This is a genomic window from Nocardia cyriacigeorgica GUH-2 (assembly GCF_000284035.1).
GTDB classification, from domain to species: Bacteria; Actinomycetota; Actinomycetes; order Mycobacteriales; family Mycobacteriaceae; genus Nocardia; species Nocardia cyriacigeorgica_B.
The window spans coordinates 2,260,740-2,273,205 of record NC_016887.1 but is presented as its reverse complement, the minus strand read 5'-3'; the positions used below and the strand labels follow the sequence as shown (position 1 = coordinate 2,273,205).

Here is a 12,466-nt window from a genome sequence, read left to right as displayed (position 1 = left end):
ATCGGTCACCGGCGTGTCAGCACTGCTTCGGTAGGGCTGTCACGCCGGTGACGGTGTAGCCGCAAGTAGATTCACGCCACCACGAGCGAGAGCGACTCGACCACGCAGACCGGTTTGCCGCCGCCCTCGCGCTCGACGGTGACTTTGGCGGTGACCAGGTGCCCGGCGGGGCCGGCCGCGACCGAGATCAGCTCGACGCCGGCGCGCACCCGAGAGTCCACGGGTACCGGGGCCGGGAACCGCAATTTATTGGAGCCGTAGTTGACTGCCATCTTCACGCCTTCGACCCGGTAGATCTGCCCGACCAGCAGCGGGAGCAGCGACAAGGTCAGGTATCCGTGGGCGATGGTGGTGCCGAACGGGCCGTGCGCGGCCTCGCCGGCGTCGATGTGGATCCACTGGTGGTCGCCGGTGGCGTCGGCGAAGGCGTTGATCTGCGACTGGGTGATGGTGTGCCACTCGGAGTAGCCGAGGTGCGAACCCACCGCGGCCTCGAGTTCGGCCACTCCCTGGAACGTCCTCATACCGTCGGCCCTCCTGCGACGTAGAGTACCTGGCCGGAGACGAAGCCGGCGCCTTCGCTGACGAAGAACGACACGGCATGGGCGATATCGTCGGGCACACCGGTGCGCGCGACGGGGATCTCCTTGGCCGCACCGGCTTTGAAATCCTCGAACGGAATGCCGACTCGCGCGGCGGTGGCGGCGGTCATCTCGGTCTCGATGAAGCCGGGCGCAACGGCATTGGCGGTGACCCCGAATTTCCCGAGTTCGAACGCCAGGGTCTTGGTGAAGCCCTGCAGCCCGGCTTTGGCTGCCGCGTAGTTGGCCTGGCCGCGATTGCCGAGGGCCGAGGTGCTCGACAGGTTGACGATGCGCCCGAATCCGGCTTCCACCATGTATTTCTGGACCCCGCGGGTCATCAGGAACGACCCGCGCAGGTGCACGTTCATCACCGCGTCCCAGTCGTCGGTGGTCATCTTGAACAGCATGTTGTCGCGGATGATGCCGGCGTTGTTGACGAGAACGGTCGGTGCGCCCAGCTCAGCGGTGACCCGCTCGACGGCAGCGAGGACGGCGGCTTCGTCCGATACGTCCGCGCCGACGGCGATCGCGCGGCCGCCCGCGGACTCGATCTGTTCGACGACAGGCTTGCAGGCGACCTCGTCGAGGTCGATCACGGCCACGGCCATACCGTCCGCGGCGAGCCGGCGAGCCACGCCGGCGCCGATGCCACGGGCGGCGCCGGTGACGATCGCGGTCTTGGTCAGGGTGCTCATGAGAATTCTCCTGGAATCGAAAGTTGTTGTCAGACGCCGCCGGTCAGCATGACGCCGCCGTCGAGGATCAAAAGCTGACCGGTGACCCAGGCAGCATCATCGGAGAGCAGGAACGCCACCGCGCCCGCGATGTCCTCGGGCACACCGAGTCGCTTGAGCGGGTAGGTCTCGGCGAGTTCGTGTTCCCGGCCCTCGTACAGTGCGGTGGCGAACTTCGTCTTCACCACGGCCGGGGCGACCGCGTTGATCCGCAGCCGCGGACCGAGCTCCACCGCCAGCTCCTGGGTGATGTAGGTCAGCATCGCCTTGCTCGCGCCGTAGAAGCCGATTCCGGGCGCGGGCCGGATCCCGGCCACCGAGGACACATTGACCACCGCGCCACCGTGCTCGCCCATCCACGCCTTGTGCACCTGCTGGGTCCACGACAACGCGGCCAGGCAGTTGACCTCGATGATCTTGCGGGCGGCCGCCATATCCATGTCGATCATCGGGCCGTACACCGGATTGATGCCGGTGTTGTTGACCAGTAGATCGGCGCTGCCGAAGGTCGCGATGGCGCGGGCGACGGTGTCTTCCTGGTGCGCGGCATCGTCGGCGCGCCCGGCCACGCCGAGCGCGTGCTCGGACCCGCCCAGCTGCTCGACCGCCGCGTCGAGGGCGTCTTGTTTGCGGGCGGTGATGACGACCTTCGCGCCGTCGTCCACCAGCCGTTGCGCGATACCCAGTCCGATACCGCGGCTCGCGCCGGTGACGATCGCGGTCTTGCCCGCGAATCGGCCGGTCACGACAGACGCTCCAGCACCATGGCCATACCCTGGCCGCCGCCCACGCACATGGTCTCCAAACCGAACTGCTTGTCGTGGTAGCGCAGCGAGTTGATCAGCGTGGAGGTGATCCGGGCGCCAGTCATGCCGAACGGGTGGCCCACCGCGATCGCGCCACCGTTGACGTTGAGCTTGTCCTCGGGGATGCCGAGTTCCCGGGCCGAGCCGATGACCTGCACCGCGAAGGCCTCGTTGATCTCGACCAGGTCGATGTCGCCGATGGTGAGGCCGGCGCGGCGCAGCGCCTGCTTGGACGCCTCGATCGGACCGAGACCCATGATCTCCGGGGACAGCCCGGAGACGCCGGTGCTGACGATGCGCGCGAGCGGAGTCAGGCCGAGTTCCTTGGCCTTGGTGTCGGACATGATCACCAGGGCCGCCGCGCCGTCGTTGAGGGCGCAGCAGTTACCCGCAGTGACGGTGCCGTCGGGCCGGAACACCGGCTTCAACTGACTCACCGCCTCCAGGGTGACACCGGCGCGCGGGCCGTCGTCGGCGCTGACAACGGTGCCGTCGGGCAATGTCACCGGGGTGATGTCGGTGGCCCAGAAGCCGTCGGCGATCGCCTTCTCGGCCAGATTCTGCGAGCGGACACCGAACGCGTCCTGCTCGGCGCGGCTGATCCCGGTGAGCTGGGCGACGTTCTCCGCGGTCTGACCCATGGCGATATACACATCCGGCACCGCACCGTTGCTGCGCGGGTCCGCCCACGGGGCCGCGCCACCGCTCGCACGCTCGGCCGTGCGGGCCACCGCGTCGGCGAAAATCGGGTTCTCGGTGCCGGGCATACCGTCGGCACTGCCCTTGGCAAAGCGGCTCACCGTCTCGACACCGGCCGAGATGAACACATCGCCTTCGCCCGCCTTGATCGCGTGCAGCGCCATCCGCGTGGACTGCAAGCTGGACGAACAGTAGCGATTGACGGTGGTCCCGGGGACCGTGTCGAGGCCGGCCTGCACCGCGACCACCCGCGCCATATTGAACCCCGACTCACCGGCGGGCTGCCCGCAGCCGAGAACGAGATCTTCGACCTGGGCCGGGTCGAGAGCCGGCACCTGCGCCAATGCGGCACGCACCATCTGGACGGTCAGGTCGTCGGGTCGCATGTCCTTCAGCGACCCCTTACCGGCGCGGCCGATCGGGGATCGGGCAGCGGCGACAATCACGGCTTCCGGCATCGGATCTCCTCAAGGTAACTAAGCGCTTGCTTAGGTTGCATCGTGCAGGAGCACCTCGAGTGCCGTCAATAGCCGCGCAGGCCCGGTGACCTGTTAGCCACATCACAGCACCCGCGAGCAGGTGCCTGCGCCGAGGCGAGATAATGGCGATCCCATGACCGAGACGACCGAACCCCGTGGCGACGCGACCCGCGCACGGCTGCTGGAAGCCGCCGCCGCCGCATTCGCCGACAAGGGCTTCAACGCGACGACGACGCGCGACATCGCCGCCGCCGCGGGAATGAGCCCGGCCGCGGTCTACGTCCACCACCGGTCCAAAGAGGAACTGCTCTACCTGATCTCACGATCGGGACACGACGCGACACTCGAACTGATCCACAAAGCCGCCGCCTCGTCCAGCGATCCGATCACAGCACTGCGCAACGTGATCCACGATTTCGCCGTGTACCACGCCCGCGGGCACACCAACGCGCGGATCGTCAACTACGAGCTGAAGTCACTCAGCCCCGAACACCTCACCGAAATCCTCGACATCCGCCACCGCATCGATCAAGCCATCCGGGACCTGGTCGAACGCGGCGTCGCAGCAGGCGTCTTCCACACCCCCGACCCCCGAATCGCCGCCGTCGCCCTCCTGTCACTCGGCATCGACATCGCCCGCTGGTATCGCGAATCCGGCGACTGGTCACCGGAGGACATCGGAAGCGCCTACGCCGACATGGCATTACGCATCGTCGGCGCCAGGTGAGGGTGCGTGAAAGTTCTTGACCGACATACGATTACGTATTCGCCAAAACAGTCCTCTCGAGCAGCCCGAAACTCGGGCGTTCCGGGTCAACCACTGCGAGCATGCCGGCGGGCGGTGATGGCCAGGGCCGGGACGATGGCCAGTGAGAGGACCGCGCCGATGAGGGCGAGGCCGGGGTAGTCGGTGGTGGCGACGATCAGTCCGGAGCCGAGGCCGCCGCCCGCGCCGGCTAGGGCGATGCACAGGTCGACGGCGCCCTGGGTGCGGGCGCGGGTGGCGAGGGGGACGGCGTCGGTGAGCATGGTGGTGCCGGCGACCAGGCCCAGGTTCCAGCCCAGACCGAGCAGCCCGAGCGCGACCGCCAGAGCGGCCATCGATGATGGCGGGGCCAGGGCTGCGGCGACGCCGGCGGCCACCAGGGTGAGTGCCGCGGCCACCGCGATACGACCGGCTCCGAATCGGTCGACCAGCACTCCCGACAGCAGCGACGGCAGGTACATGCCCGCGACATGGATGGCGATGACGAATCCGGCCGCGCCCACGCTGTGGCCGTGGTGCTGCATGTGAATCGGGGTCATGGTCATGATGGCGACCATCACCAGCTGGGTCAGCACCATGATCGTCGCACCGAGCACGACCGGCGCCGGGGTGCGTCGCGGCTCGATGATGCCCGTTGCCGCGGTGGTGGGATCCTCGGCGGGGGCATTCGCGCGCGCCAGTTGCAGTGGGTCCGGCCGCAACAGCGCCCACAGCACGATCCCGGCGAGCGCGTAGGCCAGGCCGGAAAGGACGAAAGGCCCGGACAGCGGCGGGATTCCCCAGCCCTCGGCGAGATTCGACATCACCGTGACCAGGTTCGGGCCCGCGACGGCGCCGACCGTGGTCGCGACGAGGACGGTGCTGATCGCGCGCGCTCGGTGCGCCGACCGCGCCAGGTCGGCACCGGCGTAGCGGGCTTGCAGACTGGTCGCGGTGCCCGCGCCGTAGACCAGGAACGCCGTGAACAGCAGCGCCACATTGCCGGCGACCGCGGCCAGGACGACGCCGAAGCTGCCGACCGCACCGACGAGATAACCCACCGTCAAACCCGCCCGGCGACCCGATCGTTGCGAGATCCGCCCGACGCCGGCCGCGGCCGCCGCCGAACCGACCGTGAACAGCGCGCTGGGCAGCCCGGCCCACCCGGTCGAGCCGAGCATGTCCTGGGCAAGCAGCGCCCGCACCGTGATACCGGCGGCCAAACCCGCCCCCGACAGGATCTGGGCGGCGACCAGGACGGCGAGGACGCGGCGTTGCACGCGGTCGCGGTCGGGGTGCGGGCCGGCAATGGTGGTATTCATCGTGCTCATTTCACTACACCGGCCGATCGCCCGCGTCGACGAACGGACTCCGGCCCCCGCACAGCTCACCGCCGTTGCACCGGATGCTCGGTCATCGCTGCTCCGAACTCGATTGTCGCAGAATCGACGAGCGCGTCGACCGGTCCATGCGGCAGCCGGCCCGGATCAGCCGATGAACGACTCCGGCCCGAAGCGGCCCCAGGCCACGAAGGCGGCCGCGGCGAGGTAGACGGCGTTGAGCGCGACGTATTTGTACTGGGCGTAGCGCGCGTGGGTGATCATCGCGCCGATCATCAACAGGACCCAGCAGACGGCGGTGATCGGCACCATGACCGGTGCGATGTCGAGCGTCGCGGGCAGGATCAGGCCTGCCGCGGCCAGGATCTCGAGGCCGCCGAGGGTTCGGACGAAGCCTGCGCTCGCGTGTTCGGTCCAGCCGCCACCGGATTTCCGGCCGAGTTCGTCGAGCTTGTCCTTGGGCATGAACGCCTTGGTGGCACCGCCGAACAGGGCTAGTGCGGCAAGCAGCCCGGTGATGATCCAGAGGGCGAGGTTCATGGAGTTCTCCTTCTAGTGCGTGCGGTCGGGCATCAGACACCGCAGGCCCCAGCCGCGTGACAGCCGCATCGACGTGACGTGCGCCACCGCCCGCTTCGCCATGGCGCTCGGCCAGTGATCTGCCTCACCCGCTGTCACAACAGAGGAACGGGCGGTGTCTCGTGTGCCGAATCCGGTGAACCGAAGGAGAACCCCGATGACCGAAGCGGATAAGGCACGCGGAGCATCGATGAAGGCAGTGCGGTACCACGCCTACGGCGGTAGTGAGGTGCTGGTCTACGAGGAGGCGGATCGCCCGGTCGCGCAGGCGGGTCAGGTGGTGGTGCGGGTGGCCGGCACCTCGTACAACGACGCGGACGCCGGGCTGCGCGCGGGTTTCCGGCACGACGTCGCGCCGGTGACCTTCCCGCATATTCCGAACGTCGACCTGGCCGGTGTCATCTGCGAGGTCGGCGAGGGGGTGAGCGGCTGGAATGCCGGAGACGCGGTGATCGCGGTGTTGCCGGTGACCGCACCCGGTGCGGCCGCCGAGTACGTCGCCGCGCCCGCCGGGATACTGGCTCCCGCTCCCCGCATCGTCGACCTCGCCGACGCCGCGGCCCTGCCTCTGGTCGGGCTCACGGCGTGGCAGTCGTTGTTCGAACACGCCGATCTGCGACCGGGACAGAGTGTGCTGATCAATGGTGCGGGCAGTGCGGTGGGCGGGTACGCCGTGCAGCTCGCCGTGCACGCCGGTGCGATCGTCACCGCGACCGCCGGTCCGCGCAGCCGTGACCGCACCCGCTCCTACGGCGCGCAACGGATCATCGACTACACCCGCACACCCGTGGTGCGGGCAGTCGACGAAGAACGGTTCGACGTGGTGCTGAACCTCGCGCCCAGCAGCCCAGAGGAAAACATGGCGCTGGCGGACCTGGTCGCCGACGGTGGGGCCTTTGTCAGCACGACCACTCCCCTCACGCAGGACGTCGGCCGCGGGATCCGGGCATTGCGGCCCTTCGCCTACGCCGATGCCGCGCAACTCACCGAGCTGGCTGCCCGCGTCGACGCCGGAGAGCTGAAGATCGCAGTCACCGAACGACTTTCGCTGTCCGAACTGCCCATCGTTCATGCCCGCGCCGCGCAACGGATCGCCCAAGTCGCCGAGCTGGCGGCTCAGGCCGAGGGCCGTGAGCTGGGATTCACAGTGGCCGCGCGGCTACGGGCCGAGGCGGACACCGTCGACGTCCGCGCCGTGGGTGGCGAGATCGTCGGCAAGGTCATCCTGACTCCCTGACCGAACGGCAGACGCTGGCTGCCCCGGAATTCGCTGCCCGGACCAGGCATCCGGTGACGGCCGGTTCGGCTGCGAGCGAGCCGTCACCGGATGCGTAGAGTCACCGCTACTGACGACGAGGACATTGCCCGTGAACACTCCGCGAGATAAAGGCCGCCTATCTGAGCCGGCTGCGAGGGACAGCGGCCGGGACGTCACCGACCCGGCGACCGACGCGTTCCTCACTCATCGCAACCTGCTGTTCACTGTCGCCTACGAGATGCTCGGCTCGGCTGTCGACGCCGAGGACGTGCTTCAGGAGACGTGGCTGCGCTGGACCGCCGTCGACTTGGGTCAAGTGAGTGATCCGCGCGCGTATCTGGTGCGGATCACGACGCGGCAGTCGCTCAACCGGCTGCGCACCATCAGCCGCCGCAGGGAGTCCTATGTCGGGCCCTGGCTGCCCGAGCCGCTGCTCACCACACCGGATGTGGCCGCTGACGTCGAACTCGCCGATAGCATGTCGATGGCGCTGATGCTCGTCCTCGAAACGCTGACGCCCACCGAACGCGCCGTGTTCGTGCTGCGTGAGGTGTTCGACATCGGGTACGAGGAGATCGCCGCCGCTGTCGACAAATCCCCTGCCACCGTGCGTCAGATCGCCCACCGCGCCCGCAAACACGTGCAGGCCCGCCGGCCACGATCGGTGGTGTCGGCCGGCGATACCCGTGCGGCACTGGAGTCGTTCCGGCGTGCCCTCGAATCCGGCGAACCGCAGGCGCTGCTGGACGTGCTCGCACCCGAGGTCATGCTGGTCAGCGACGGCGGCGGCGTGAAGCAGGCGGCGCTGCGGCCCGTCGCCGGCGCCGAGAACGTGTGCCGCTACATCCTCGGCGGCATCGGCAGGACCGAGGCCACGATCACCATCGACCCGATCATCCTCAATGGCAGCCCGGCATTGGTTTTCCGGCTGGACAGCGAGGTCGACGGGGTCATGGCGTTCCGAGTCGAGGACGACCGGATCACCGGTCTCTACTTCGTCCGCAATCCGCACAAGCTGACCCGCATCGAATCCGAGACGACACTCACCTTGCGGTGAATACCCTTAATGGACCATATATCTCGATGCCGTACCGCCGGTCTCGCCGGCACGTCGGCAACCGAACGAACTCGGCCGGTCAGGCGGACGTGGTGATGCGCCGATCGATCGCGGCGAGCGCGAACTCGGCCCAGCGAATGTTCTCCTGCTCGAAGGAGATTCCGCGCAGCAGGGTCAGGTAGGGGCCGATGCGGTCGGCTTCGGCGAGGTAGGCCTGTTCGCTGCGGCCGTCCAGCAGGCGCTGGCGCAGGCGTTCGTAGCGGGCCAGTTTCGCGGTCGACCAGTCCAAGCGCTCGGCGATGGAGGCGCGGACCGCGGGGGCGTCGGCGGTGTCCATGCCTTGCACCTGCACCAGCATCTCGTCGCGGATGGCGGTGGGTTTGGGTGGGGTGTCGAGGAATTCGCGCAGTGCGGCGCGGCCGGCGGGGGTGATGGTGTGCAGGCGCTTGTTGGGGCGGCGCTCCTGCTGGACCACGCGGGTCTCGATGAGCCCGTCGGCGGCCATGCGCTCGAGCTCCTTGTACAGCTGCTGCGGGGTCGAGGTCCAGAAGTTGGCCACCGAGGCGTCGAAGCTCTTGGCCAGCTCGTAGCCGGAGGCCTCGCCGTCGAGCAGGGCGGCCAGAATCGCGTCACGTAGCGCCACCAGCACAATGTAGCAGGCCACGAGATTATTCAGTTTCTTGTCCAATCTACCTCTGGACACTCGCTTCAGCGCTCACTAATGTTCGAGCTACATACTCAACTAATTGCCTAGGAAAGGCGGGAGCATGCATCCGTTCCGTGCGGCGGTGGAAGCCCGTGACGACGCCGCGATCGAGGCGCTGCTGGCCGAGAACGTGGTCTTCACCAGCCCGGTCGCGTTCCGGCCGTATCCAGGCAAGGCGATCACCGCGGCCATTCTGCGTGCGGTGATCCGGGTGTTCGAGGACTTCCGGTATGTGCGCGAGATCGCGGATCCGAACGGGCGTGACCATGCGTTCGTGTTCGAGGCGAGTGTGGACGGCAAGAAGCTGACCGGCTGCGATTTCCTGCACTTCGACGATGACGGCAAGATCGACGACTTCATGGTGATGGTGCGGCCGCTGTCGGCGGCACAGGCGCTGGCCGCCCGGATGGGTGCGCAGTTCGAGCAGATCAAGGCCGAGGCCACCGCCCAGCTCACCGGCGAGGCAGCCCAACCCTGAGCTAGCCGCGGATGCCTTGGTGGACAACGGCATCCGCTTCGAGCCGCGATCAGGTGGTCTGCGGCTCGCCGGGGTCTTGCCGGGTGACGCCGAAGAGCAGGAACGGCAAGACCTGTCGCACCGCGCCGGCCAGTTCCGCTCCGCGAGCCAGCCGCAGGCGCTGGGTTTCCAGGCAGGCCAGGATCATCTCGGCGGTGGCGCCGGGGTCCTGGTCGGCACGGAAGACCCCCTCGGCCATGCCACGCTCGACGATCTCGCATAGCCGCTCCCGGATGGGCGTGACGTGGTCGAGGATGACGTCGCGCTGCTCGGGCGGCAGGGCCGCGGCCAGGCTCTGGGCGCTCGAGGTCGACAGCGCGAACTGCGACAGCACCGTCACCACCACGATCCGCAGATGTTCCGCGGGGTCGTCGGTGCCGGCGAGTTCGTGGTCCAGCAGCCGCATGTACCGGTCCACCTGATCGCGGGCCCAGACGAGCAACAGCGCGGTTTTGTCGCGGTGATAGTAGTAGATCGAGCTGCGCGACACGCCGGCGCGTTCGGCGACATCACGTAGCGTGAGCCGCTCGTATCCGCGTTCGGCGAGCAGGTCGCCGAACGCCCGGATCAGCCGCTGCTCGACCTCGGCGCGATGCTCGGCCACCGACGAGCCGGTGATCTTGGGCAACTCATCTCTCGGCGCGGGACGGGCGCGTTGCTCGAACTACTGAGCGTGCCGCGCTACCTCATCCATGCGGTCCTCACTCCCCTGCTGATTCCGTGGGCACGTGCGGTCGCGGACCGGGCCGACGTGGCGTGGGCACGGTCGCGGCGGGCGAAGATCACCACCTGGGCCTTGACGGCCTGCGCGATCGGGCTGGGCGTCGCCAACGACGTGATCGGCCTGTCGCTACAGCCGCAGCAGTGGGCAGGGACCGTGCGCTACAGCAATATTCCCGCGCCCGAGACCGAAGCCCTGCCCGTGGTCATCACCGGGGTTTTCGTGCTGGTCATCGCCGTCGCCCTGTGGCTGCGGCACCGCTACCTGCCGCTGCTGATCACCGCCGCGATCATGACCGTCGCGGCGTCCTTGGCGGCGAACTCCCTGCTGCTGGGCAATATCGGCGAATTGATCTTCGTCGCCGGGGTCGTCGTCACCGCGCACTGGGTGCCCCGCCCACCGGCAATCGCACCGTTGCCCGCGGGCCGGATCACCAGCGCCACCCGCGTTCTCGGCTGGATCGCGTTTCCGCTGCTGATCGCGACGACGGTGAGCCCATCGACCGGCACATCCGCCGGCAACGACTGGGCCGCCCTGGCGCAGGCGGTCTACCAGGTGTTGCTCATCATTCACGCCCAACTCGGCGTCACCACCTACGGTCTTCCGCCGAAAGGCAACCGGTTGCGCCGCTTCCACACCGGCTTCGGTTACGCCAACATCCCACTCCTGGCCGCCGCCCAGCTGCTGTCGTTCTTCACAGCCACCACCGGCCTGGCGAACCTCTGCTCGCAACTGCTGTTGCTCACCATCACCGTGCACGTGGGTGTCGGTGTAGTCTTCGCGATCCGGCGTGCACGAAGGCGCAGACGCTCACCTGCCGGATCACCCACCGCACGCGCGCGGCTGGTGTGAACCGCAACGGACCTCGTTCCGTACTCTCCTACGACGTCGTGGAGGTTACGCATGCGGGTGAGCAGGGCGACGGTGGATCTGTCGGGGTATCCGGACCTCGTGGTGATCTACCTGGGGATGCGGGTCAACAAGCCGCGGGGGATGCTGCGGCTGCTCGGAGTCGGGCCGAAGTTGTATCAGTCGCATCGCGACCGGCCCGATGGGTTGCTGCTGCACGAGGACGTCGTCTGGTCGCTGTTCCCGCCGCATTGGGGTGCCCGGCAGTACTGGCGTGATCTCGACAGCTTGGAACGCTGGACCCGCTCAGCCCCGCATCGGGACTGGTGGCAGCAGTTCCTGCGTGATTCGGGCGGGACCGGGTTCTGGCATGAGGCCTACTTCGCACGCGGCGGCATCGACGCCATGTACGACGACATGAGCACCCCGACGGGCCTGGCCCGGTTCGCGCCGGTGACCGCCAGCCGCGGGCGCATGTTCTCCACCCGCGGCCGGGTGCATGGCACACCGGCGGCATTCCCACCGGTGGTGAGCGAAACCGATTACTACCCGGACGATTCCGTGCGATGATCCCCATCGGGACGTACCGGTGAAACACTCGCGACACACCCGAACGGCGATTCGATCGCGCGCGGCGTTTGTGTACAGCGCACTAATCGCAGATGAATATGTGGCCGAGCGAGTGTGATATTGCACTTTTCGTACTTCTAGTCGGTAATCAGGGGATTTACCGTATCCGCATGCACGTCCTGTTCGTCTGTAATGGCAATGTGTGCCGGTCGGCGATTGCCGAACGGCTCGCTCGCGCCATCGCGATCGAACACGGCCTCACCGACCTCACCGCGGAGAGCGCGGGCACTCGCGCACTGGTCGGATTCCCGATCGAACCGCTGGCCGCGCAGACCATCGCCGGCCTCGGCGCCGATCCGGACAACTTCCGCGCCCGCAAACTCAAGCCCGAGCACATCGACCGCGCCGACCTGGTGCTGGCGATGACCGAGCAGATCCGCGATCAGGCCGCGGGCATGGCCTTCGGGGCCGCCGCGCGCACCTTCACCCTGCTCGAGGCGCACCGCATCGCCAAGGTCACCGGTGCGCGGACGGTGGCCGAATTGCATCAGGCCCGCAACGACTTGTCGCTGGTCGGCCGGGAGAACATCGCCGACCCGGTGGGGCTGTCGGAACCGGCCTATTGCGCCGTCGGCGACCGCATCGCCGAAGCCCTGCTGCCGCTGCTGCTCGCCCTCGATACCGGCGCCCCGCAGCCCGAAGAGGACGAGCATTCGGGCCTGGTGCTGCAACCGGCGCACGGCCCTGCCCCGCTGGCGACTTTTCTGGCCGCCCAGCGCACGGGCTGGTATGCCTGACGCCCGCGCGGGAAAGGACTACACT

General features: G+C 68.1%; 15 protein-coding genes. 7 read left to right on the top strand and 8 right to left on the bottom strand.

Annotated features, from left to right (window positions below; translation table 11 throughout):
- Window positions 1-71 precede the first annotated feature (71 nt).
- From NOCYR_RS10225 to NOCYR_RS10210, 4 genes are read right to left on the bottom strand one after another with little or no spacing between them, the layout of a single operon-like run.
- A complete protein-coding gene (locus NOCYR_RS10225) occupies window positions 72-524 on the bottom strand; it encodes a MaoC family dehydratase (RefSeq protein ID WP_014350293.1) in 453 nt (150 codons plus the stop codon).
- Window positions 521-1,279, bottom strand: coding sequence for an SDR family oxidoreductase (locus NOCYR_RS10220; protein ID WP_014350292.1), 759 nt, complete (start codon window positions 1,277-1,279; stop codon window positions 521-523). Before NOCYR_RS10220 ends, NOCYR_RS10225 begins: the two co-directional genes overlap by 4 nt.
- 29 nt (window positions 1,280-1,308) lie before the next feature.
- The gene (locus NOCYR_RS10215; protein WP_014350291.1) at window positions 1,309-2,064 is read right to left on the bottom strand and encodes an SDR family oxidoreductase; all 756 of its coding nucleotides are present in this window, start codon (window positions 2,062-2,064) and stop codon (window positions 1,309-1,311) included.
- On the bottom strand, window positions 2,061-3,281 hold the full coding sequence (locus tag NOCYR_RS10210; RefSeq protein ID WP_014350290.1) for an acetyl-CoA C-acetyltransferase: 1,221 nt from the start codon (window positions 3,279-3,281) through the stop codon (window positions 2,061-2,063). The genes NOCYR_RS10215 and NOCYR_RS10210 overlap by 4 nt, the downstream gene beginning before the upstream one ends.
- A gap of 154 nt (window positions 3,282-3,435) precedes the next feature.
- On the opposite strand from NOCYR_RS10210, the gene NOCYR_RS10205 reads away from it, so the two are divergent.
- The gene (locus tag NOCYR_RS10205; RefSeq protein ID WP_014350289.1) at window positions 3,436-4,029 is read left to right on the top strand and encodes a TetR family transcriptional regulator; all 594 of its coding nucleotides are present in this window, start codon (window positions 3,436-3,438) and stop codon (window positions 4,027-4,029) included.
- Between the two features lie 86 nt (window positions 4,030-4,115).
- Here the strand turns inward: NOCYR_RS10205 and NOCYR_RS10200 are convergent, their stop codons facing one another.
- On the bottom strand, window positions 4,116-5,369 hold the full coding sequence (locus NOCYR_RS10200) for an MFS transporter (protein WP_014350288.1): 1,254 nt from the start codon (window positions 5,367-5,369) through the stop codon (window positions 4,116-4,118).
- Window positions 5,370-5,534: 165 nt separating this feature from the next.
- Window positions 5,535-5,927, bottom strand: a complete 393-nt coding sequence (locus NOCYR_RS10195; RefSeq protein ID WP_014350287.1) for a DoxX family protein — start codon at window positions 5,925-5,927, stop codon at window positions 5,535-5,537.
- A 196-nt stretch (window positions 5,928-6,123) separates the two neighbouring features.
- Here NOCYR_RS10195 and NOCYR_RS10190 point away from each other — a divergent pair, with 196 nt between their 5' ends.
- Window positions 6,124-7,203: an NADP-dependent oxidoreductase gene (locus NOCYR_RS10190; protein ID WP_014350285.1), complete on the top strand. Its 1,080-nt coding sequence runs from the start codon at window positions 6,124-6,126 to the stop codon at window positions 7,201-7,203.
- 130 nt (window positions 7,204-7,333) lie between these two features.
- The gene (locus NOCYR_RS10185) at window positions 7,334-8,281 is read left to right on the top strand and encodes an RNA polymerase sigma-70 factor (protein ID WP_014350284.1); all 948 of its coding nucleotides are present in this window, start codon (window positions 7,334-7,336) and stop codon (window positions 8,279-8,281) included.
- A 79-nt stretch (window positions 8,282-8,360) separates the two neighbouring features.
- Here NOCYR_RS10185 and NOCYR_RS10180 read toward each other — a convergent pair whose 3' ends face one another.
- Window positions 8,361-8,924 carry a PadR family transcriptional regulator gene (locus tag NOCYR_RS10180; protein ID WP_048834062.1) on the bottom strand — a complete coding sequence of 188 codons (564 nt, stop codon included), beginning with the start codon at window positions 8,922-8,924 and terminating at the stop codon, window positions 8,361-8,363.
- A gap of 124 nt (window positions 8,925-9,048) precedes the next feature.
- Between NOCYR_RS10180 and NOCYR_RS10175 the strand changes: the two genes are divergently transcribed.
- Window positions 9,049-9,465, top strand: a complete 417-nt coding sequence (locus NOCYR_RS10175) for a nuclear transport factor 2 family protein (RefSeq protein ID WP_014350282.1) — start codon at window positions 9,049-9,051, stop codon at window positions 9,463-9,465.
- A gap of 49 nt (window positions 9,466-9,514) precedes the next feature.
- Here the strand turns inward: NOCYR_RS10175 and NOCYR_RS10170 are convergent, their stop codons facing one another.
- Window positions 9,515-10,132 (bottom strand): TetR/AcrR family transcriptional regulator, encoded by a 618-nt coding sequence (locus NOCYR_RS10170; RefSeq protein WP_014350281.1) that lies wholly within the window; start codon window positions 10,130-10,132, stop codon window positions 9,515-9,517.
- Window positions 10,133-10,159: 27 nt separating this feature from the next.
- Between NOCYR_RS10170 and NOCYR_RS10165 the strand changes: the two genes are divergently transcribed.
- From NOCYR_RS10165 to NOCYR_RS10155, 3 genes are all read left to right on the top strand, one after another.
- The gene (locus NOCYR_RS10165; RefSeq protein WP_014350280.1) at window positions 10,160-11,077 is read left to right on the top strand and encodes a hypothetical protein; all 918 of its coding nucleotides are present in this window, start codon (window positions 10,160-10,162) and stop codon (window positions 11,075-11,077) included.
- A gap of 51 nt (window positions 11,078-11,128) precedes the next feature.
- Window positions 11,129-11,644: a phenylacetaldoxime dehydratase family protein gene (locus NOCYR_RS10160; protein ID WP_014350279.1), complete on the top strand. Its 516-nt coding sequence runs from the start codon at window positions 11,129-11,131 to the stop codon at window positions 11,642-11,644.
- A gap of 170 nt (window positions 11,645-11,814) precedes the next feature.
- A complete protein-coding gene (locus NOCYR_RS10155; protein WP_014350278.1) occupies window positions 11,815-12,441 on the top strand; it encodes a low molecular weight phosphatase family protein in 627 nt (208 codons plus the stop codon).
- Window positions 12,442-12,466 lie beyond the last annotated feature (25 nt).

Excerpts from the sequence above, each read along its gene's own strand:
- NOCYR_RS10225 (WP_014350293.1), bottom strand. The coding sequence starts at position 524 with ATGAGGACGTTCCAGGGAGTGGCCGAACTCGAGGCCGCGGTGGGTTCG.
- NOCYR_RS10220 (WP_014350292.1), bottom strand. The coding sequence starts at position 1,279 with ATGAGCACCCTGACCAAGACCGCGATCGTCACCGGCGCCGCCCGTGGC.
- NOCYR_RS10210 (WP_014350290.1), bottom strand. The coding sequence starts at position 3,281 with ATGCCGGAAGCCGTGATTGTCGCCGCTGCCCGATCCCCGATCGGCCGC.
- NOCYR_RS10205 (WP_014350289.1), top strand. The coding sequence starts at position 3,436 with ATGACCGAGACGACCGAACCCCGTGGCGACGCGACCCGCGCACGGCTG.
- NOCYR_RS10200 (WP_014350288.1), bottom strand. The coding sequence starts at position 5,369 with ATGAATACCACCATTGCCGGCCCGCACCCCGACCGCGACCGCGTGCAA.
- NOCYR_RS10195 (WP_014350287.1), bottom strand. The coding sequence starts at position 5,927 with ATGAACCTCGCCCTCTGGATCATCACCGGGCTGCTTGCCGCACTAGCC.
- NOCYR_RS10190 (WP_014350285.1), top strand. The coding sequence starts at position 6,124 with ATGACCGAAGCGGATAAGGCACGCGGAGCATCGATGAAGGCAGTGCGG.
- NOCYR_RS10175 (WP_014350282.1), top strand. The coding sequence starts at position 9,049 with ATGCATCCGTTCCGTGCGGCGGTGGAAGCCCGTGACGACGCCGCGATC.
- NOCYR_RS10160 (WP_014350279.1), top strand. The coding sequence starts at position 11,129 with ATGCGGGTGAGCAGGGCGACGGTGGATCTGTCGGGGTATCCGGACCTC.
- NOCYR_RS10155 (WP_014350278.1), top strand. The coding sequence starts at position 11,815 with ATGCACGTCCTGTTCGTCTGTAATGGCAATGTGTGCCGGTCGGCGATT.